Annotated in this window: 17 protein-coding genes; 4 read left to right on the top strand and 13 right to left on the bottom strand. The window is 71.4% G+C overall.

The window, feature by feature from the left end; all coding sequences use genetic code 11:
• Positions 1-16: 16 nt before the first annotated feature.
• Complete coding sequence (locus EDF64_RS08525; protein ID WP_208108865.1) at positions 17-2,017, top strand: alpha-1,4-glucan--maltose-1-phosphate maltosyltransferase; 2,001 nt, start codon at positions 17-19, stop codon at positions 2,015-2,017.
• The gene (gene glgB, locus EDF64_RS08530; RefSeq protein ID WP_243736301.1) at positions 2,014-4,764 is read left to right on the top strand and encodes a 1,4-alpha-glucan branching protein GlgB; all 2,751 of its coding nucleotides are present in this window, start codon (positions 2,014-2,016) and stop codon (positions 4,762-4,764) included. The genes EDF64_RS08525 and glgB overlap by 4 nt, the downstream gene beginning before the upstream one ends.
• A 113-nt stretch (positions 4,765-4,877) precedes the next feature.
• Here glgB and EDF64_RS08535 read toward each other — a convergent pair whose 3' ends face one another.
• Positions 4,878-5,882, bottom strand: coding sequence for a tetratricopeptide repeat protein (locus tag EDF64_RS08535; RefSeq protein WP_133519568.1), 1,005 nt, complete (start codon positions 5,880-5,882; stop codon positions 4,878-4,880).
• The gene (locus EDF64_RS08540; protein WP_133519569.1) at positions 5,879-7,615 is read right to left on the bottom strand and encodes a hypothetical protein; all 1,737 of its coding nucleotides are present in this window, start codon (positions 7,613-7,615) and stop codon (positions 5,879-5,881) included. Before EDF64_RS08540 ends, EDF64_RS08535 begins: the two co-directional genes overlap by 4 nt.
• A 185-nt stretch (positions 7,616-7,800) precedes the next feature.
• Here EDF64_RS08540 and EDF64_RS08545 point away from each other — a divergent pair, with 185 nt between their 5' ends.
• On the top strand, positions 7,801-9,645 hold the full coding sequence (locus EDF64_RS08545; RefSeq protein ID WP_133519570.1) for a hypothetical protein: 1,845 nt from the start codon (positions 7,801-7,803) through the stop codon (positions 9,643-9,645).
• Positions 9,646-9,710: 65 nt separating this feature from the next.
• Here the strand turns inward: EDF64_RS08545 and EDF64_RS08550 are convergent, their stop codons facing one another.
• The 10 genes from EDF64_RS08550 to EDF64_RS08595 form a co-directional block, all read right to left on the bottom strand.
• The gene (locus EDF64_RS08550) at positions 9,711-10,448 is read right to left on the bottom strand and encodes an alpha/beta hydrolase (protein ID WP_133519571.1); all 738 of its coding nucleotides are present in this window, start codon (positions 10,446-10,448) and stop codon (positions 9,711-9,713) included.
• A 16-nt stretch (positions 10,449-10,464) separates the two neighbouring features.
• Complete coding sequence (locus EDF64_RS08555; protein ID WP_208108866.1) at positions 10,465-10,770, bottom strand: hypothetical protein; 306 nt, start codon at positions 10,768-10,770, stop codon at positions 10,465-10,467.
• Between the two features lie 12 nt (positions 10,771-10,782).
• The gene (locus EDF64_RS18665) at positions 10,783-11,838 is read right to left on the bottom strand and encodes a transglycosylase SLT domain-containing protein (protein WP_432207022.1); all 1,056 of its coding nucleotides are present in this window, start codon (positions 11,836-11,838) and stop codon (positions 10,783-10,785) included.
• Positions 11,839-11,898: 60 nt separating this feature from the next.
• Complete coding sequence (locus EDF64_RS08565) at positions 11,899-12,447, bottom strand: DivIVA domain-containing protein (RefSeq protein ID WP_133519573.1); 549 nt, start codon at positions 12,445-12,447, stop codon at positions 11,899-11,901.
• 129 nt (positions 12,448-12,576) lie between these two features.
• Positions 12,577-13,572 carry a phosphatidate cytidylyltransferase gene (locus EDF64_RS08570; RefSeq protein WP_208108867.1) on the bottom strand — a complete coding sequence of 332 codons (996 nt, stop codon included), beginning with the start codon at positions 13,570-13,572 and terminating at the stop codon, positions 12,577-12,579.
• A complete protein-coding gene (gene frr / locus EDF64_RS08575; RefSeq protein WP_079236320.1) occupies positions 13,572-14,126 on the bottom strand; it encodes a ribosome recycling factor in 555 nt (184 codons plus the stop codon). The genes EDF64_RS08570 and frr overlap by 1 nt, the downstream gene beginning before the upstream one ends.
• A 47-nt stretch (positions 14,127-14,173) precedes the next feature.
• Entirely contained in the window at positions 14,174-14,893 is a 720-nt protein-coding gene (pyrH, locus tag EDF64_RS08580; protein WP_070416390.1) for a UMP kinase, read from the bottom strand.
• A 108-nt stretch (positions 14,894-15,001) separates the two neighbouring features.
• A complete protein-coding gene (gene tsf, locus EDF64_RS08585; protein ID WP_133519574.1) occupies positions 15,002-15,829 on the bottom strand; it encodes a translation elongation factor Ts in 828 nt (275 codons plus the stop codon).
• A gap of 99 nt (positions 15,830-15,928) precedes the next feature.
• Positions 15,929-16,870: a 30S ribosomal protein S2 gene (gene rpsB / locus EDF64_RS08590; RefSeq protein ID WP_133519575.1), complete on the bottom strand. Its 942-nt coding sequence runs from the start codon at positions 16,868-16,870 to the stop codon at positions 15,929-15,931.
• A 297-nt stretch (positions 16,871-17,167) separates the two neighbouring features.
• A complete protein-coding gene (locus EDF64_RS08595; RefSeq protein ID WP_243736302.1) occupies positions 17,168-18,610 on the bottom strand; it encodes a sugar porter family MFS transporter in 1,443 nt (480 codons plus the stop codon).
• 601 nt (positions 18,611-19,211) lie between these two features.
• Between EDF64_RS08595 and EDF64_RS08600 the strand changes: the two genes are divergently transcribed.
• On the top strand, positions 19,212-19,682 hold the full coding sequence (locus tag EDF64_RS08600; RefSeq protein WP_166645656.1) for a murein hydrolase activator EnvC family protein: 471 nt from the start codon (positions 19,212-19,214) through the stop codon (positions 19,680-19,682).
• Between the two features lie 23 nt (positions 19,683-19,705).
• Here the strand turns inward: EDF64_RS08600 and EDF64_RS08605 are convergent, their stop codons facing one another.
• A complete protein-coding gene (locus EDF64_RS08605; protein ID WP_133519577.1) occupies positions 19,706-20,638 on the bottom strand; it encodes a tyrosine recombinase XerC in 933 nt (310 codons plus the stop codon).
• Positions 20,639-20,660: the final 22 nt, after the last annotated feature.

Below are 20,660 nucleotides of genomic sequence, written 5' to 3' on the forward strand. Positions count from 1 at the left end.
GGGTAGCGTCGGCTCCGTGGCCACCGCAGACCGACCCCGCCGTCCGAAGATCGGGCGCATCCCGATCACCGAGCTCGCCCCCACGACCCCGAACGGATTCCCCGGCAAGGCGTTCGACGGCGAGGTGATCACGTTCGGTGCGACCGTCTTCCGCGAAGGGCACGGCGTCATCGGCGCCGACCTCGTGATCGAGCGCCCGGACGGCGGCACGCGCACCGTGCAGATGGTCCTCGTCGCCGCGGGCACCGACCGCTACGAAGCGACCGTGCAGGTCGACCACGTCGGCGTCTGGACGTGGCACGTCGAGTCCTACTCCGACGACTGGGCGACGTGGCTGCACGCCGCACGCCTGAAGATCGCGGCCGGCGTCGACACCGAGGCGACCCTGCTCGACGGCGCACTGCTGCTCGACCGCCTCGCCGACGAGACCGACTCCCCCGCCGCCAGCCGCGCCGCCGAACGTGTGCGCGACACCGACCTCGACCCGGCCGAGCGGCTCGCCGCGGTCGACGACCCCCGGATCACCGGCGAGGTCGAGGACGCCCCGCTCACCTCGCTCCGGACGCACTCCCCCACGCAGCTGCTCGACGTCGAGCGCACCCGCGCGGGCGTCGGCGCCTGGTACGAGTTCTTCCCCCGCAGCGAGGGCGCGAAGAAGAACCCCGACGGCTCGTGGAAGAGCGGCGACTTCCGCACCGCGGCCCGCCGGCTGCCCGGGGTCGCACGGATGGGCTTCGACGTCGTCTACCTGCCGCCGATCCACCCGATCGGCACGACCGCCCGGAAGGGGCCGAACAACACGCTCACGCCCGGCCCGCACGACCCGGGCAGCCCGTGGGCCATCGGTGGCCCCGAGGGCGGCCACGACGCCATCCACCCCGACCTCGGCACCGAGGACGACTTCCGCGACTTCGTCGAGACGGCGAAGAACACCGGCATGGAAGTGGCGCTCGACTTCGCGCTGCAGTGCTCCCCCGACCACCCGTGGGTCACCGCGCACCCGGAGTGGTTCACGGTCCGGGCCGACGGGTCGATCGCGACCGCCGAGAACCCGCCGAAGCGCTACCAGGACATCTACCCGATCCAGTTCGACACCGATCCCGAGGGCATCGTCGCCGAGGTCCTCCGGGTGCTCCGGCACTGGATCGCGTTCGGCATCCGCATCTTCCGCGTCGACAACCCGCACACGAAGCCGCTCTGGTTCTGGGAGCGCGTGATCCGCGAGATCCGCGACGAGCACCCCGACACCGTGTTCCTCGCCGAGGCGTTCACCCGCCCGGCGATGATGCGGGCGCTGGCCGAGGTCGGCTTCCAGCAGTCGTACTCGTACTTCACGTGGCGGAACACGAAGGACGAGATCGCCGACTACTTCGACGAGCTGTCGCACGAGACGAGCGCGTACCTGCGCCCGAACCTCTTCGTGAACACCCCGGACATCCTCACCGAGTACCTGCAGTTCGGCGGTCGTGCCGGCTATAAGATCCGTGCCGCGCTGGCGGCGACGGGTGCTCCGACGTGGGGCATGTACTCCGGCTACGAACTCTTCGAGGACGTCGCCCGTCCGGGTTCGGAAGAGAACATCGACAACGAGAAGTACGAGTACAAGCCGCGCGACTTCGCCCTGGCCGAGGCCGAGGGTGCCAGCCTGGCGCCGTACGTCACGATGCTCAATCGGTTCCGGCAGGCGCACCCCGCGCTCCGGCAGCTCCGGAACCTGCACGTGCACGACGCCGAGGACCCGGCCGTCGTCGTCTACTCGAAGCACCTGCCCGGCCGGTTCATCCGGTCGGGCCGCGACGACACCGTGATCGTCGTCGCCAACGTCGACCCCCACTCGGCCCGTGAGACCACGGTCCACCTCGACCTCGCCGCGCTCGGGCTCGACCCCGAGCAGCAGTTCGACGTCCGCGACGTCGTGACCGGCCAGCGCTGGGTCTGGGGATCGTCGAACTACGTCCGCCTGGACGCGTTCCAGGAACCCGTGCACCTGCTCGTCGTGGAGGGACCCCACCGATGACCGACACCCACCCCGAGGACGACGCACCGAAGGCAGCGCCGACGGACCGGGGCCAGGGCCCCAGTGTGCCGCCGGTCCCCCCGCCCCCGCCGCCCGTGCTCCCGCGTCGGATGCCGGCGGACACGCCCCGGCCGACCCATCCCGCGCAGCACGTCGCGCCCGACGCCGCCGCCCAGCCACAGGTGCCCGCTCCGAAGGCGGCCGCACCGCGGTACGAGCCGCTCGTGTCCGGCCCCGGCGAGGACCTGCCCGGAGCGCCTCCCGCCCAGCGTGAGTCGCCCGACCGCGACGTGCCGGAGTCGGCGACGCTCGCCGGGCACGCGGCGGACGCCGAACACCCCCGGCACATCGCGGTCGAGGCGGTGCGGACGAACGCGCCCGCCGAGCGCCCGGCCGACGAACCAACCGACGAACCGTCCGGCGAACCGTCCGGCGAGGCCTCCGCCGGACCCGGCGACGGTGCGGACGCACCGACCAGCGAGGGCGGCAGTCCGCTCGCAGCGACCGGCGGCGCGGCAGCGGGCCGTGCGACGACCCCGTCGACGGGCACTGGCACGGGCACGGGCACTGTCGAGCCGCGCCCCGCTCCGGTCGAGGAGTGGCTCCGCCAGCAGGTCGCCGAGGCACGCTGGTCGCAGCCGCACGACGTCCTCGGGCCGCACCCGGTCGACGGTGGCACGAGCGTCCGAGTCGTCCGGCACCTCGCCACCGCGGTCCGGATCGTCCGTCTCGACGGCGACGACATCGAGCTGACGCACGAGGGCGACGGTCTCTGGGCCGGCGCCACCGTCGGCACGCTCGGGCGCTACCGGGTCGAGGCCGACTACGACCAGAACCCGACGATCGACACCGACGACATCACCTGGACGACCGACGACGCCTACCGCTTCCCGCCGACGATCGGCGAGCTCGACCTGCACCTCTTCGGCGAGGGCCGCGACGAGCAGCTCTGGCACCACCTGGGCGCGCACGCGAAGACCGTCGACGGCGTCGACGGGGTCGCGTTCACCGTCTGGGCACCGCGTGCCACGGCCGTCCGCGTGCTCGGCGACTTCGAGGGCTGGGAGGGCCGCACCACCGCGATGCGCCGACTCACCGACCTCGGCGTCTGGGAGCTGTTCTGGCCGGGCGCGATGGTCGGACAGCGGTACAAGTTCCAGATCCTCACGGACGCCGGCTGGGTGGAGCGTGCGGACCCGTTCGCACGCCGCGCCGAGGTCCCGCCGCTCACCGCCTCCGTCGTCACCCGCTCCGACTACACGTGGTCCGAGGGCGACGCGCAGTGGATGGAGCACCGGGCGAAGACCACCACGCACGACCGCCCGATGAGCGTCTACGAGGTGCACCTCGGCTCGTGGCGCCCGGGGCTGTCGTACCGCGACGCCGCCGACCAGCTGATCGGGCACGTGCAGTACCTCGGGTTCACCCACGTCGAGTTCCTGCCGCTCGCCGAGCACCCGTTCGGCGGCTCGTGGGGCTACCAGGTCACCGGCTACTACGCGCCGACCTCCCGGTTCGGCAGCCCGGACGACCTGCGGTACCTCATCGACCGACTGCACTCGGCCGGCATCGGCGTGATCATGGACTGGGTCCCCGGACACTTCCCGAAGGACGAGTGGGCGCTCGGCAAGTTCGACGGCCACGCGCTGTTCGAGCACCCGGACCCCCGCCGCGGCGAGCAGCTCGACTGGGGAACCTACGTGTTCGACTTCGGGCAGCCGCAGGTGCGGAACTTCCTCGTCGCGAACGCCCTGTACTGGTTCGAGGAGTTCCACATCGACGGGCTCCGCGTCGACGCCGTCGCGTCGATGCTGTACCTCGACTACTCACGGACCGAGTGGCTGCCGAACGTCCACGGCGGTCGCGAGAACCTCGAGGCGATCTCGTTCCTGCAGGAGACCAACGCCACGGCCTACAAGCGCTACCCCGGCATCGTCATGATCGCCGAGGAGAGCACCTCGTGGCCCGGCGTCACGCAGCCGACGAGCGCCGGCGGGCTCGGCTTCGGCCAGAAGTGGAACATGGGCTGGATGCACGACTCGCTGCAGTACATCGAGCGCGAGCCGGTGTACCGGAGCTACCACCACGACGAGATCACGTTCTCGTTCGTCTACGCGTTCAGCGAGCAGTTCACGCTGCCGATCAGCCACGACGAGGTCGTGCACGGCAAGGGTTCGCTCTACGGCAAGATGCCCGGCGACGAGTGGCAGAAGCGCGCGAACGTCCGCGCCTACCTGGCCTTCATGTGGGCGCACCCCGGCAAGCAGCTGCTCTTCATGGGCCAGGAGTTCGCCCAGCCCACCGAGTGGTCCGAGGCCCGCGGGCTCGACTGGTGGCTCCTCGACGACCCGGGACACCGCGGCGTGCAGGACCTCGTCGCCTCGCTCAACCGGGTCTACCGCGAGACCCCGGCGCTCTGGACCCACGACGCCACCTCCGACGGCTTCGAGTGGATCGAGGGCGGTGACGCGCCGCACTCGACGCTCGGGTTCCTCCGGAAGGACGGGGACGACCGCCTCGCGGTGTTCGTGAACTTCTCCGGCGTGCCGGTCGAGCGGCGCTTCGGGCTCCCTGCGGCCGGGGCGTGGCACGAGGTCCTCAACACCGACGCCGCCGAGTACGGCGGGTCCGGTGTGGGGAACCTCGGCGTCGTCACGGCGGACGAGACCCCGTGGGCGGGCCGCCCGGCCTCGGCCCACGTGGTGGTGCCCCCGCTCGGCGCGGTCTGGCTGAAGCTGGCCCGGTAGGCCGGCTGCGGCCCGCGACGCGGCCACAGACGGACGGGAGGCGCGGTGCCAGCTGGCACCGCGCCTCCCGTCCGTTCTGGGCGTGCGTCTCGTACAGGGCGCTCGCCAGGCGGTCAGTACAGGGCGCTCGCCAGGCGACGGCGGGCCGCGACGACGCGCGGGTCCTCGGCACCGATCAGCTCGAAGTACTCGACGAGCCGCACGCGCAGGGCTTCACGGTCGTCCCCGAACACCGTCGGGACCAGGTCGAGCAGCCGCCCGAAGGCGTCGTCGACGTGCCCGCCCGAGATGTCGAGGTCCGCGACGGCGAGCTGCGCCGTCACGTCCGACGGCCCGGCGGCGGCAGCCGCACGGATGTCGTCGGCGGTGTGGCCGTTCAACCGGTCGAGGAGCGACACCTGTGCGAGCCCGGCGACGGCCATCTGGTCGTGCGGGTCCTGCAGGATGGCGGTCTTGTACTCGGTGATCGCCGTGGCGTAGTCGCCCTGCTCGATCGCGTCGTACGCGGCCTGGTGGTGCGGCGGCAGGGGCTCCGGTTCCGGCTCACCCTGCTCGACGGCGTCGGCCGGGGCAGCACCGTCGACGGTCACGCGACCGGAGACGCCGTTCTGCTCGGCGGCGACGAGCACCTGCTCGAAGACGTCGCGGACCTGTGCCTCCGGCAGCGCGCCGACGAAGAGCCCGAGCGGGCGTCCGCCGATGAGCGCGGCGACGGTCGGGATCGACTGCGCCTGGAACGCCTGCACGAGCTGCGGGTTCGTGTCGGCGTCCACCTTGGCGAGCAGGACGCGGCCGTCGTACTCGGCCGTGAGCTGTTCGAGGATCGGCGAGAGCTGCTTGCACGGCCCGCACCACTCGGCCCAGATGTCGACGATCACCGGGACGATCGTGGACAGCTGGAGGACGTCCTGGAAGGTCTGGTCGGTGACGTCGAGGACGAGCGACGGGACGGTCAGGTCCGTGGCGCCCTCGCTGCCGGGCGTACCGGGCACGCCGGCCGGGGCAGGAGCACCCGCGGGACCGGCGGACGGCTGCGGCGGCCGCTGCGCGCGGTCGACCAGGGACGACAGGTCGACCGCTCCGCGGAGACCGGACGGGGTCGGGGGGACGTTGGTCATTGCACCTCACTCGCTGCTGTCAGGCCCTGCGTGAAGCCGAGCAGGACCACTTTGTCATCGGTGCCCACCGGGGGCACGTAGAAGAGCAGCTGCACGCCGTACGTGGCGGTGATGCCCTTCGTGCTGGAGTCGACGCCGGAGAGCGCCTTGACCGCACCCTCGGTGTTCACCTCGGCGCCGGCCGCGGTCGGCGTGACCTTCTCGATCTCGTTGAGCTCGGCGGACACGAGTGCACCGGCGCCGTCGGTCGCGATCGCCACGGCGCTGTCCTCCGGGACCTCGGACGAGTACTCGATCTTCGCGGTGTCCGGCAGCGACTCGGACTTCTTGTCCTTGTACGCCTTGCCGATGGTCGAGCGGAGTCCGTCGCCGTCGGCCTGGAAGACCGACGCGTACGAGCTGTCCTTGTCCTTCGACAGGATGTCGCCGTACGCGCTGCCGATCTGGTCGGGCGCGATCGAGAGCAGCTTCGTGTTCGGCGCCAGCAGCGCGGCACCGATCGACGTCGGGGCGAGGCTCGGGATCTTCGCCGCGGCCTCGAGCGAGACGTCGTACGCGACCTTGTAGTCGTCGCGCGCGGAGTCCTGCACGAGCGTCAGGGCCTGCGGCGCGGACTTGGCGTCGCAGTCCTCGGCGACGACCGCGAAGACGGTGCGCGGCCACGAGTCGGTCTGCTGCGGGAGCGCGACGCAGACCTGCTCGGCGGAGATCGCCGGCGGGGCGTCCACGTCGGCGTCCTTGCCGCGGATCGTGTAGTTCGCCTCGCGCAGCTCGAGCGCGGCACCGGTGAAGCGGGTGCCGGCGACCTTCGCGTCGCGTGCGGCGTCGGCCTGCTTCGCGACGGCGGCGACCCGGTCGACGATGCGGGCGATCTGCTGCTTCGTCGCCGCGGTGGGTTCGGTCTGCGCGGCGGCACCGGTCGCGGTGGCGGTGGGCGTCGGCGTGGCGGCCGAGCTGCCCTGTGGCCAGTAGTCCGACGAGCACCCGGCGAGGCCGAGGGCGGCGACGAGGAGCACCGGGACGGCCACGAAGGCACGACGACCGCGACGGCCACGGGCGGGCACCTGCGCGCCGGCCGCTGCGGCACGGCGCGAGGCGCGGACGCGCGGCGGGCGCGATCCTCCGCTCCGGCGGCGCGGGCCACGGCCACGGCGCTGGTGCACGAACGCCCAGACGAGCAGGACGAGTCCGCCCACGAGGAAGACGCCGCCGGCCACCAGGAGCGGCCCGACGGTCGGGGTCGCGGTGTCGCGCGGCCAGGTGACGGAGACGTCGCTCGGCGCCGCGGACTTCCCGTCGCCGACGATGATGACGGAGACGTCCTTCGGCAGGCGGACGGTGAACTGCCCGGCGCCGTCGTACTCCTGGTACCAGAGGTCGCTGCCGGCGGGGTCGGGCACGCTCGACTCGCTGCCGGTCGTCTTGCCGACGAGGCGGTCCTGCTCGGCGTCGAAGCGCATCGTGGTGTGCTCGGCGTCGCCCACCCAGGCGTCGACGTCGCTGGACTTGCCGTAGGCGGCGAACACCTTGCCGGAGCCGGACACGTTGATGCGCTGGTAGCCGGGGTTCGCGTTGAGGGTCGAGCCGGGGATGACCGTGACCGGTGCCGAGCTCTTCGAGGACGATGCCGCGACGAGCGACGACGGTGGTTCGAACACCGTCCGCTGCCCGACCGCGAGCGCGACCAGCAGCAGACCGATGACGAAACTGACGATCGCCAGGACGAATCGCACGGATCTTCTCCCTACCGCGCCGGGGTGGGGGTGACGGCGCGCGAATCAGCGCCCCAGGATAGCGAGCGAGCCTGGACGGCGCATCCCCCACCGCTGTCCGCGGTCACAGCCGCCCGTCCGCGGCCGCCACTACAATCGTGCCCGGGCCGGATCGGGCCCTCCGCCGAGCACCCAGGAGCGAACACGTGGCGAACGACGAGGCCGAGTTCGGGAACGAGCTGCGCGGGTACCGCCGCGACGACGTGGACCGTGCACTGAACGACCTGCGCCGCGAGCTGATCAAGTCGAACAACGACCGTGCCGACGCCGCGAAGGAGATCCGTCTCCTGCAGTCCCGCGTCTCCGAGCTCCAGGGTGAGCTCGACGAGGCCGGCACCCCCACGTACAGCGGACTCGGCACGCGCCTCGAGTCCACCCTCCGCGTCGCCGAGGAACAGTCCACCCGCCTCATCAGCCAGGCCGACATCGACGCGCAGCGACTCCGCGCCTCGAGCCGGGCCGAGGCCGAGCGCACCCTGCGCGAGGCGCAGGAGGAAGCCCGCGACACCCTCGAGGACGCCCGCACCCGCTCGACCAACGAGCTCACCCGCGCCCGTGCCGAGTCGGCCGACACCATCGAGCGCGCCCGCGCCGAGGCCGGTCTGCTCGTGCAGGACGCCCGCAACGAGGCAGCAGCCCTCCGCGGGGCCGCCGTGACCGAGGCGGCCGAGGTCCGCTCCGTCGCCATCCGCGAGACCAACGCGCTCCGCGCCCAGGTCGAGCACGAGGTCGCCGAGCTCCGAGAACTCGCCCAGCGCGAGTCCGCCGACGCCCGCCAGGCCGCGGCCGACCTCGACCGCGAGACCGAGCACCGCCGGAGCGTCTTCGAGGCCGAGCACACCCGACGGGTCGACGACCTCGACCACGAGGAGCGCACGCGCCGCGACGCCCTCGAGCGCGAGGTCACCGAGGGCCGTGCCGCCTGGCACCGCGAACGCGACGAGGAGCAGCATGCGCACGCGCTCGCCCTCGAGACCGGTCGTGCCGACCTGGCATCCGAGGTCGACGGTCGCCGTGCCGCGCTCGAGACCGAGCTGGCCGACCGCCGTCGTGTGCTCGACGAGGAACTCGCCGCCGCCCGCGCCGAGTGGGACCGTGAGCTCGCCGGGGCCCGTACCGCGCTCGAGCAGGAGATCGAGGCCGCCCGGGCCCAGCTCCGCGTCGACGAGGAGCAGACCCGCGCCGAGAACGAGCGTCTCGTGCAGGAGACCGCCGACCGCATCGCGCGCGAGCTCGACGAGCACGCCACCCGCATCGAACGCGAACGCGCCGAGGCCGACGCCGAGGCCGAGCGGGCCGCCCGCGAGCACGAGAACGAACTGGCCGCCCGCCGCGACCGCGAGCACGCCGAGGTCGACACCGAGATCGCCGACCGTCGCACCGCCGAACTCGGCGCCCTCGAGGCCGAGCGGTCCGCGCTGCGCGAGGAGATCGACACCGCCCGCGCCGACCTGGCGAAGGAGCGCGACGAGGTCCGCTCCGAGATCGCCCGTGAGCGCGACGAAGCGCGGACGACGCTCGAGTCCGAGCTCGCCGCACGCCGTGACGACGCCGAGCAGGACTACCTGCAGAAGCACCACGAGACCGTGACCGAGACCCAGAAGTACCTCGACGAGGCGAACCTGCAGCTGGCCGAGGCCACGCGCCGGGCGAGCGAGGCCCGGGAGCGCGCCGAACGCCTGCAGCAAGAGGCCGACGACCTCGAGCGCACCAGCACCACCGAGGCGCAGGAGCACGCCCGCACGATCGTCGCCGACGCGCAGGACCGCGTGCACCGGATGGTCGCCGACGCCGAGGAGCGCACCGCCGCGATCTTCGCCGAGTCCGAGGACCGCCTCGCGGCGATCCGCACGGAGCGCGACGCCGTGGCCGGCTACCTCGAGAACCTGCGGGGTGTGCTGACGCACGCGACCGGTCTGCTCGGCACCGCGCCGGAGGGCGCCGCGGCGGACGACGACGCCGACGAGGACGCAGCAGCGACCACGCGCTGACCGGACCGACCCCGGGAGGGCGGCCCCGCGCCTCCAGGTCGGCCCGCGGCCCGAAGCGGCCCGCTCTACAACGGCAGGTGCGTCGGCAACGGCGCGCTGCCGGGGACGACGAGGTCGGCGATCGCGTCGAGCACGATGCGCACGTACCGCTCCCCCACCCACAGGTGCTTGGCGCCCTCGACCGGGACCACGCGGACGTTCGGCGCCGCCGCGAAGCGTCGGGCGGCCTCGTCCGGCTGCAGGAAGTCGTCGTGCTCGGGTACGAGCGCCACGACGGGCACGGCGACGTCGGCCCAGCGTGCGAGCTCCTCGTCCGTGGTGCGGTGCAGCGGCGGGGACAGCAGGACGACGCCGGCGACGTGACCGGCCTCGACGTGCTCGAGCGCGTGCTTGAGGACCACCTCGGTGCCGAACGACCAGCCGACCAGCCACGGCGTCGGCAGCCCGCGGTCGACCACGTCGGCCACGGCGGCTCGGAGGTCGAAGCCCTCGGAGACACCGTCGCCGAAGGTGCCCTCGGAGGTGCCACGCGGTGAGCTGACCGACCGGAAGTTGAAGCGGAGCACCGCGATGTCGGCGAGGGCGGGCAACCGTGCCGCAGCCTTCTTGAGGACGTGCGAGTCCATGAACCCGTGCGCGGTCGGCAGCGGGTGGAGGGTGACGATCGTGCCGCGAGCCGGTCGGTCGAGCGGCTCCGCGAGTTCCCCGACGAGGGTGAGGTGATCGTCGGTCACGAGCTCGACCTCGGTGCGTCGGGCGGGCAGCTCCGTGTTCGAACGGATCTCCTCGAGCTCGGTGCTCACGACGTCGTCCGGGTGCTCATGCGATGCTCCAGCAGTGGTTGTGCCAGTGACGGCGCGACGCCAGGTCGGCCTCGTCGCCCAGGACCCCGTCGGCGCGCCAGACGACCACGTGCGCGACCCCGGGCATCACCGTCCCGCCGCAGCCCGGGCAGATGTACTCCTTCTGCGCCGACGCCGCCGAGATCGGCTGCACCAGGTACTCGCGCCCCCGACGGACCTCGGTGCGCTTCCAGGAGCTCATCAACCGGTCGAGACCGGCTGGCTCCTCCTCAGGACCGAAGACGCGGCCGCGAGGGCGCCGCGGCCGGTTGCTGCGCGGCACTCGACGTGCCGATCAGTACCAGTTGTTCGCGACGCTGTGACCCCAGGCGCCGCATGGGGTGCCGTACACACCCGAGATGTAGTTGAGGCCCCAGGTGATCTGCGTCGCCGGGTTCGTCTGCCAGTCGGCACCCGCCGAGGCCATCTTGCTGCCGGGCAGAGCCTGCGGGATGCCGTACGCGCCACTCGGGTTGTACGCGTTGACGCGCCAGCCAGACTCCTTGTTCCACAGGGAGACGAGGCAGTTGTACTGGTCCGCGCCCCACCCACGGGCGGTGACCATCTGCTGCGCGATCGCCTGGGCGCTGCCCGGGTCGGGCGTCGCAGCCGCGGCAGCCAGGGTGTTCGACGCGCTGACCGGCTCGTCGGTGGTGGTGGCGTCGTCGGTGTCGGTGGTCGCCTCGACCTTGGGCTTCTCGACGACCTTCGGCTTCGGCAGGGTCACGCCGTACGCGTCACGGGTGACGTCGAACGCGGCGTAGGTGCCGTGCGCGGTGTACTGCTGCGGCTCGGCCGGCGCCTTGACGAGCACCGGCGCGGAGACCGCGGCCTGCGCCACGTCGGGCTGCATCGGGTTGAAGAGCGAGCCGCCGACGAACCCGAACACCGCGAAGAACGACAGCGCCGGGATGGTCGCGCGCTTGCGCATGAAGGAGTTGACGCCGCGGACAGCGGTCGGCTTCGACGGCGCTGCGATCGCGCGCGTGCGGCGCTGCTTGACGATGCGGGGGTCCGAAGGCGTCGCGGCGCGGGCCGCGAGGGTCGACGTGTCCGACACGCGGTCGGCGGCGACCGACTTGGGAGCGCTGTGCGGTTCTGGGGCGCTGTGCGCTTCGGAGACGCTGTGCGCTTCGGAGACGCTGTGCCCTTCGGAAGCGCTGCGCGGTCCGGGGGCGCTGACCGGGGCGGTCGGCACCGATGCCGTCACCACGTCGGGGTTCGCCGGGAGGACCGAGTTCTCCGCCGTGCGGGTTCGGTTCAGTGCCGCGCGGCGCTCACCCGCGGCCGTGAGGCCGAGGTGCTCGTTGGTGTCGCGGTCGGAGCTGATGTCTGCCGTGTGCCTGCCCATGAGTTCGACCAGGATAACGGAACGATCACGGAAAGCGAAGCACCCGTGACCAGCGCGTCGTCAGCGGACCGCGAGCATGACCTCGACGACGGCGTCGAGCAGCGCGTCGACCTGCGCTTCGCGGTAGCCGCCGTGCTTCGGTCGGAAGACGATCGAGCGGACCTCGGTCAGGCTGAGGGCCTTGCCTTCCTTGAAGTAGCCGGCGAGGCGCTTCGCGAACGCGTCGACGTCCTTCGGGTGGTAGCCGGTGCCGAGGAAGCTCACGCGGCTGAACCGCTGGCCGTCCGGGCGCTCCAGCCGGGCGACGACGTCCGAGGCCTTCGCCCGGGCCTCGGCGTACCAGGCCTTCTGCCCGACGTCGGCGATCTCACGGTCGCGCTCGCGGGCGGCGAAGGCGTCCTCGAGGCGTTCGAGGGCGGCGTCGACGTGCGCGGTCGAGTACCCGCCCTTCCGCATCGAGAACGCGGTCGCGCGGATCTTCGCCGCCTCGATCCCGGGAGCGCTGTCGTTCGCCGTGTAGGCACGACGCGCGTCCTCGAGGAAACGCTCGACCTCGTCGACGTCGTATCCGAGGGCGGAGCGGTCTGCGTTCGGGAAGGTGGTGGCCACGGCGACATTCTGCCAGGACCGGACCCGGGCATGACCTGGGCGCGCGGTGCGAGCCGTTCAGCCCCGCAGTGAGAGCTCCGCGGTGCCAGTCCGCCGGTGCCGACCCGTCAGTGGTTGACGACCGACCCGTCAGTGGTTGACGACGAGGTACAGCACGTAGGCGACCGCGGCCGACGGCAGGATGCTGTCGATCCGGTCGAGCAGGCCACCGTGCCCGGGCAGGAACGACGAGATGTCCTTGATGCCGAGGTCGCGCTTGATCATCGACTCGGTGAGGTCGCCGAGCGTCGCGGACCCGGAGATGAGCACGCCGAGGATGATGCCGGTCCACCAGGGCAGCCCGAGCATGAGCCACACGACGATGATGCCGACCAGGATGCTCGCCGCGACGGAGCCGGCGAAGCCCTCCCACGTCTTCTTCGGGCTGATCCGGGGCGCCATCGGGTGCTTCCCGAGGTTGAGCCCCGTGGCGTAGGCACCGGTGTCGACGGCCACGACGACGAGGATGAACGCGATCACCCAGAGCTGGCCGTCGCGCTGGGCCGAGAGCAGCACCACGCAGGCACCGAGGAGCGTGATGTAGGCCTGGACGAACAGCCCGTTCGTCAGGTCGCGGAAGACGTTGCCCGCCGGCGGCTTCGGGCGCGTGAACGCGACCTCGACCAGTCGCCACAGGCTGATGAAGACGATGCCGCCGAGCAGCGTGAAGAGCGCCGGGATCTGTCCGCCGAGGAACGCCGCCGGCACGACGCCCACCGCCACGAGCACGCTCGGGATCCGTGGGACGTCCCGCCCGGCGAACCGCATGGCGCTCGCGAGCTCGTACACGCCGACGCCGAGCAGGAACGCCGCGACGACCATGAACGACGGGGTCCAGATGAGGAGCGACCCGAGCATGACCACGGCGAACGCCAGCGCGATGCCGATCGCCGCCGGCAGGTTGCGGCCGGTGCGAGCGGTCAGCGCCTCGTTGCGGGCGCCGAAGTCGGCCTTCCGCTGCCGGAGCTGCGCCTCGAAGTCCGTGCGGGCAGCTCGTGCCCGCGCATCGAAGTCCTGGCGCAGCCCCTTGGCGGAACGCTTCTGTGCTGTGGGGCGGTCATCGCCGCCCTGGTCTGGACGGGGCATCAGACCTCGAGGAGTTCGGCTTCCTTCTTCTTCAGCGCGTCGTCGATCTGATCGACGTGCTTCTTCGTCAGGGCCTCGAGGTCCTTGTCGCCACGCGAGATCTCGTCGTCGGAGATCTCACCCTTCAGCGCGTCGAGGTCGTCCTTGGCGCGGCGCCGGATGTTGCGGATGACGACCTTGTGGTCCTCGCCCTTGCTGCGCACGAGCTTGACGAACTCCTTGCGGCGGTCCTGCGTGAGCTCCGGGATCGTGACGCGCACGATCTCGCCGTCGTTCGACGGGCTCGCGCCGAGGTTCGGGAACGTCGCGATCGCGCGCTCGATCTCCTTGAGCGCCGACTTGTCGTACGGCGTCACGATGAGCGTGCGGGCCTCGGGCGTCTGCAGCGACGCGAGCTGGGCCAGCGGCGTCGGCGTGCCGTAGTACTCGACCGGGATCTTCTGGAAGAGCGCGGCGTTGATGCGGCCGGTTCGGACGGTCGAGAAGTCGTCCTTGGCGACCTCGACCGCCTTCGCCATCTTCTCGGTGGCTTCGGTCAGGACATCACTGATCACGGTGGTTCTCCTTCGGTACTGGCGTCGAGTCTAGTCAGCGGCGGGGGTCAGTTGCTGACCACGGTGCCGATGCGCTCGCCCCGGATCGCCGCCGCGACGTTGCCGTCACCCTCCATGCCGAACACGTGCATCGGCATGCCGTTGTCCATGCAGAGCGAGAAGGCCGTCGCGTCGACGACCTTGAGGCCCTTGAGCAGTGCGTCCTGGTAGGTGACGTGGTGGAGCTTCTCGGCGGTGGCGTCCTTCTTCGGGTCAGCCGTGTACACGCCGTCGACGCCGTTCTTCGCGACGAGGACCTCTTGCGCGTCGATCTCGAGCGCACGCTGCGCCGCGACGGTGTCGGTGGAGAAGTACGGCAGGCCGGCACCCGCGCCGAAGATGACGATGCGGCCCTTCTCGAGGTGCCGCTCGGCGCGCCGCGGGATGTACGGCTCGGCCACCTGGGTCATGCTGATCGCCGACTGCACGCGCGTGGCGGCACCGGCCTGCTCGAGGAAGTCCTGCAGGGCGAGGGCGTTCATCACCGTGCCGAGCATCCCCATGTAGTCCGCGCGGCCACGGTCCATGCCGCGCTGCGAGAGCTCGGCACCGCGGAAGAAGTTGCCGCCGCCGACGACGATCGCGACCTCGACCTCCTGGGCGGCGACCGCGATCTCCTTCGCGATGGTGCTGATCACGTCCGGGTTCACCCCGAGCGATCCGGCGCCGAACGCCTCCCCCGACAGCTTCAGCAGGACGCGGCGGCGGCCGGTCTTCTCGTTCGTCATGTGGTCCATGCCCTTCGTCGGATGTCTCGTGGGAATCTACTCGCGGCCCAGCCGGGGCGCGAAAACGGGGCCAGGAACCGATTGGTTCCTGACCCCGTCACGGGTTCGTTACGCGCCGACCTTGACGCGGGCGAAGCCCTGGATCGTGATGCCGGCGTTCTCGGCGGCCTTCGCGACGGAGATCTTGTTGTCCTTCGCGTAGTCCTGCTCGAGGAGCGCGACCTGCTTGCGGTACGCGTTGAGGCGGCCCTCGACGATCTTCGGCAGGGCGGCCTCGGGCTTGCCCTCCTCGCGCGTGATCGCCTCGACGGTCGCGCGCTCCTTCTCGATGGCCTCGGCCGGGATCTCGTCGCGGGTGAGGTACGTCGGGTTCGCGAACGCGACGTGCTGCGCGATCGAGCGTGCCTCGGCGGCGTCGGAGCCCGAGTAGGCGATGACGACGGCGATCTGCGGCGGGAGGTCCTGGCTGGTCTTGTGCAGGTAGACCTCGAAGTTCTCGCCCTCGACACGGGTGACCGTGCGGAGCTCGAGCTTCTCGCCGAGCGCGGCGGCGTTCTCGTCGATGACCTCGGCGACCGTCTTGCCGTCGAGCGGCGCGGCGTTGCCGGCTGCGACGTCGGCGGCACCGGCGGCGGCGACCGCGGCGACGACCTTGTCGGCGAGCGAGGTGAAGCGCTCGTTCTTCGCGACGAAGTCGGTCTCGCTCGCGAGCTCGACGACGGTGGCGGCACCGTTCTCGGTCGTCGCGACGACGACACCCTCGGAGGTCGCACGGTCGTCGCGCTTGGCGACGGCCTTCGCGCCCTTGATGCGGAGGAGCTCGACGGCCTTGTCGTAGTCGCCGTCGGCCTCGACCAGGGCGTTCTTGGCGTCCATCATGCCGGCCCCGAGGTCCTCACGGAGCTTCTTCACGTCAGCAAGGCTGTAGTTGGCCATTGACTGGAGTCCTTTCTGGACTGAGCGTTCGGTGTGCGAACTGTGCGTTCGCGAGAGAGGAAAGGGGCGCCGGACCGATCGGCCCGACGCCCCCGGTGATCACTCGGCGGGGGTGGTCTCCGCTGCAGCCTCGGCCTCGGCCGTGGGCTCGGCGTTCTTCGCCTCGTCGGGGATCGGCTCACCGATCTCCTTCGCGGCGACCTGCGCGTCAGCGTCATTCTCTGCGACGGTGCTGCCCTCGACGGTCGCACCCTCGGGCGCTGCGTCGGCGGCCGGCGTCGCGGTCTCGCCGCCGAGGAGCTCCTGCTCCCACTCGGCGAGCGGCTCGGCCGCTGCCTCGTCGTCGCCACCGTTGTGGCGGGTCTTCAGGCCCTCGGCCGCGGCGTCGGCGACGATGCGGGTGAGGAGGCCGACGGAGCGGATCGCGTCGTCGTTGCCCGGGATCGGGTAGGTGATCTCGTCCGGGTCGCAGTTGGTGTCGAGGATGCCGATGATCGGGATACCGAGCTTCTGCGCCTCGTCGACGGCGAGGTGCTCCTTCTTGGTGTCGACGATCCAGAGCGCGCTCGGGGTCCGCGTGAGGTTGCGGATACCACCGAGGGTCTTGTGGAGCTTGTCCAGCTCGCGCTTCTTGATGAGGAGCTCCTTCTTGGTGAAGCCCTTCGTCGTGTCGTCGAAGTCGATCTCCTCGAGCTCCTTCATGCGCGCGAGGCGCTTGGAGACCGTCTGGAAGTTCGTGAGCAGACCGCCGAGCCAACGCTGGTTGACGTACGGCTGGCCGACGCGGGTCGCCTGCTCGGCGATGGAGCCCTGCGCCTGCTTCTTGGTGCCCACGAAGAGGATGGTGCCGCCGTGCGCGACCGTCTCCTTGACGAAGTCGTACGCACGGTCGATGAAGGCCAGCGACTGCTGGAGGTCGATGATGTGGATGCCCGAGCGCTCGGCGAGGATGAAGCGCTTCACCTTCGGGTTCCACCGACGGGTCTGGTGTCCGAAGTGGACGCCGCTGTCGAGCAGCTGGCGGATGGTGACGACGGCCATGTGCCGTCCTCCTTCTGTGTTCTCGGCGCACAGCTGAACTGTGCCCCTGTTGCGGTTGTGTCGAGCACGACCGGAGGTCGTGATCCCTGGTGCCCTGGCACACGACCGCCCGCTCGTGAGAGCGGGACCGGTGGTCGGGGCCAAGCTGAAGACGTCGCTCCGTCGTCAGCTCAGTGGACACGCGAAGTCAGCGCGCATCAGCGCACTGCTGGAGAAATCGTAGCAGACGGGAGGCCCGGATCACGTGCGCCGATCGGCTCACGTGATCCGGGCCTCCAGGCCGGTGATCTGGGTGTGTCAGGACTTGGCGTTCACCGTCTCGCCCTCGGCAGTGATGCCCATCTCCTCGAGGGAGCGGCCCTTCGTCTCCGGGATCTTCGCGATGACGAAGAACAGGGAGAGCAGGGCGAACAGGGCGTAGATGCCGTACGTCACCGTGAGGTTGAAGCCGGAGAGCACCGGGAACGAGATCGTGACGATGAAGTTCGCGATCCAGTTCGCCGCCGAGCCGACTCCGAGCGCGGTCGCACGGATGCGGTTCGGGAACATCTCGCCGAGCAGGACCCACATGAGCGGACCCCACGTGGCGCCGAACGACACCACGAAGAGGTTCGCGAAGATCAGCGCGATGACGCCCCACGAGCCGGGCAGGCTCGGCGCACCGTCGACGATGGTGGACTGCGAGAACGCGATCGCGACCATCGTCAGCGACACGAACATGCCCGCCGAACCGGCCACCAGGAGCGGCTTCCGACCGACCTTGTCGACCAGGAAGATCGCGATGAAGGTGACGGCCACGTTGACGACCGAGGTGATCGTCGAGATGAGGAACGAGTCGCTCTCCTTGAACCCGACGGCCTGCCAGAGCGTCGTCGAGTAGTAGAAGATCACGTTGATGCCGACGAACTGCTGCAGCACGGCCAGGATGATGCCGACCCAGACGATGGGCTGGAGGCCGAAGCGGTTGCCCCGGATGGAGCCCTTCTTCTCGTTCGCCTCTTTCTTGATGCCGTCCTGGATCTCCTCGAGGCTGGTGTTCACCGTGTCGCGCGGGACGATCTTCGTCATCACCTCACGCGCGTCATCGGTCCGCCCCTTCGCGAGCAGGAAGCGCGGCGACTCCGGCAGCGTGATCGCCAGGATGCCGTAGACGACCGACGGGATCACGCCGACGAGGAACATCCAGCGCCAGGCCGGCAGGCCGAAGACCTCGGCGGACGCGCTGCCCGCCGTGACCGCGAAGAACTGGTCGGAGAGCAGGGCGGCGAAGATACCGAGCGTGATCGCGAGCTGCTGGAACGAGGCCAGCCGCCCACGGATCGCCTTCGGGGAGACCTCGGAGATGTAGGCCGGCGCGATGACCGACGCGGTGCCGATGCCGAGACCGCCGACGAGGCGCCACAGGACGAAGTCCCACGTGGCGAACGCGAAGCCGGACCCGATCGAGGAGACGAGGAAGAGCACCGCCGCCCAGAACATCACCCGGGTGCGACCCCAGCGGTCAGCGAGCCGACCGGCGAAGTAGGCGCCGAACGCGCAGCCGATCAGGGCCGAGGCGACGGCGAAGCCGCTCGCGCCCTCGGAGAGGTCGAACTCCCCCTTGATGGCGTCGACCGCACCGTTGATGACGGACGAGTCGAATCCGAAGAGGAACCCGCCGACCGCTGCCGCGATGGCGAACAGCGTGACCTTCCCCTTGAACGCACGGTCTTCGCCGTGCTGCGTGGTCGCGTTCGACACGATGCTCCTGGGTTCTGCCGCCGTGCTGCTGGGCGCACGCTGCCCCGGCGGTCGGCTGGTTCGCCGTCCGAGCGGCGTTGCGTGTTCCGGAGCGGCCCTGACTGTACTCCCCGTTCGGGGCGGGGGTGCAATCGGGGCGGGGTGCGGGTGCGGGTGCGCTCTGGCGACTCGGAACGACACCGTCGACGTCGTACGACAACCATCGTGTCGCAACCGCGCGTCCGCAACGGTTGCAGCCGCGGGGTGACGACACGGTCGTCGTCGTGCGACATCGGCGTTGTCGTCCGTTGCGCACGCGCCTCCTCCACAGGCCTGGAGGCGCGACCCACCACCCACAGATCCGCCCACCCCCGCCCCCGCCCGCGGCCCACCGCGCGACGCTTGCTCCATGCGGATCGACTCACGACCTCCACCCCGGGCGGGTGTGCTCTTCGTCGCCGGTGCCCGCGCGGTGGTGTCACGCGCGGTTCGGTCGCGCGGGTTCGCGCCACGCGCGGTTCGGTCGCGCCTCGCCGTGTCGTGCCGCGCCGTGTCGTGCTTCGTCGTGTCGTGCACGGTCGTGTCGTGCGCGCCGGTGCCGCCGGGTGCGGTCGCCGGGCCCGTGTCGTCATCCAGTACCGGTGCGCTCGTCGCCGCACAGGCCACCGGGGCCGCACCGTGGGCGTGGCCCACCGGGACCCGAGTGGTGGCACGACCGTGGGAAGCCCCCGCGGACGACTACGCGGCGGGCCACCGGGGCATCGACGTCCCGGCGGCGCTCGGCGCGGGCGCGGCGGCGGTCGACGACGGCACCGTGGCGTTCGCCGGCTCGGTCGGTGGGCGACAGGTGGTGACGGTCGACCACGGCGACGGACTGGTCAGCACGCTCGACTCCGTCACGCCGTCGGTTGCCGCCGGGGACGTCGTGGCGCAGGGCGACGTGGTCGGCTCCGTCTCGGTCGGGCACTGCCCCGCGTCAGAGCCGTGTCTGCACCTCGGCGCACGGGTGGACGGCCGGTACGTCGACCCGACGCCGTACCTGCCGGCCGCTGAGTGGCCAGTCCTGCTGCCGGAGAGCACCTGGACCGGCTGACCACCGCACGGTCACGGGCCGGGTCAGGCGCGCGGGTGCGCCGTCCGGTAGACCTCGCGGAGGCGTGCCGAGGAGACGTGCGTGTAGATCTGCGTCGTGCCGAGGCTCGCGTGCCCGAGCAGCTCCTGCACGGCACGGAGGTCCGCTCCCCCGTCGAGCAGGTGCGTCGCCGCGGTGTGCCGAAAGGTGTGCGGGCCGCTCGGCCCCTCACCCGGGAGGTCCTGCAGCACCCGCGCCACGATCCGGTACGCACCGCGGACACCGAGCCGAGCGCCCCGGTCGCCGAGGAAGAGCGCGCGCGTCTCCGGCTGCTCCGAGCGTGCCAGCAGCGCGGGACGGCCCCGGTCGAGCCACGCCTCGAGCGCGTCGCGGGCCGGCACCCCGAACGGGACGACCCGTTCGCGACCACCCTTGCCGAGCACCCGGACGGTGAGCCGCCCACGGTCGACGTCGAGCACGTCGATGCCGACGAGTTCGCTCACCCGGATGGCCGCCGCGTACAGGAGCTCGACGACCGCCAGGTCGCGCAACGCCACCGGGTCGTCCGCCGCGGCACGGCCCGCGAGACCGTCGAGGATCGACCGGACCTGATCCGCCGACACCACGCGAGGCAGGTGTGACGCCCCCTTCGGCGCACGGAGTCGTGCGCCCGGGTCGACGGCCAGCACGCCGGACTCGCTCGCCCACCGGGTGAAGGCCCGGACCGACGACGACCGCCGGGCGATGGTCGACCGCGCGAGCCCGCGGTGGTCGGCGTCCCAGAGCCAGTCGCGGAGGAGTTCGAGCCCCAGGTCGTCGACCGACTCCACGCCCCGCGCAGCACCGAACGCGACGAGTTGTTCGAGGTCGTTGGCGTACGCCCGCACGGTCTGCTCGCTGAGGCCGCGTCCGTGGCGGGCGTGCGACAGGAAGGCGTCCACCGCCACCGCCAACCGTCCGTCTGTCCGCTCCGCCACGGCCCCAGCGTAGGTCCGGCCC

The sequence above is a fragment of the Curtobacterium flaccumfaciens genome (genome assembly GCF_004361695.1).
Taxonomy (GTDB): Bacteria; Actinomycetota; Actinomycetes; order Actinomycetales; family Microbacteriaceae; genus Curtobacterium; species Curtobacterium flaccumfaciens_B.

Bases quoted from the DNA above. Each gene is read 5' to 3' on its own strand.
- EDF64_RS18665 (WP_432207022.1), bottom strand. From the start codon at position 11,838: ATGGGCAGGCACACGGCAGACATCAGCTCCGACCGCGACACCAACGAG.
- tsf (WP_133519574.1), bottom strand. From the start codon at position 15,829: ATGGCCAACTACAGCCTTGCTGACGTGAAGAAGCTCCGTGAGGACCTC.
- EDF64_RS08535 (WP_133519568.1), bottom strand. From the start codon at position 5,882: ATGACCAACGTCCCCCCGACCCCGTCCGGTCTCCGCGGAGCGGTCGAC.
- glgB (WP_243736301.1), top strand. From the start codon at position 2,014: ATGACCGACACCCACCCCGAGGACGACGCACCGAAGGCAGCGCCGACG.
- pyrH (WP_070416390.1), bottom strand. From the start codon at position 14,893: ATGACGAACGAGAAGACCGGCCGCCGCCGCGTCCTGCTGAAGCTGTCG.
- rpsB (WP_133519575.1), bottom strand. From the start codon at position 16,870: ATGGCCGTCGTCACCATCCGCCAGCTGCTCGACAGCGGCGTCCACTTC.
- EDF64_RS08570 (WP_208108867.1), bottom strand. From the start codon at position 13,572: ATGCCCCGTCCAGACCAGGGCGGCGATGACCGCCCCACAGCACAGAAG.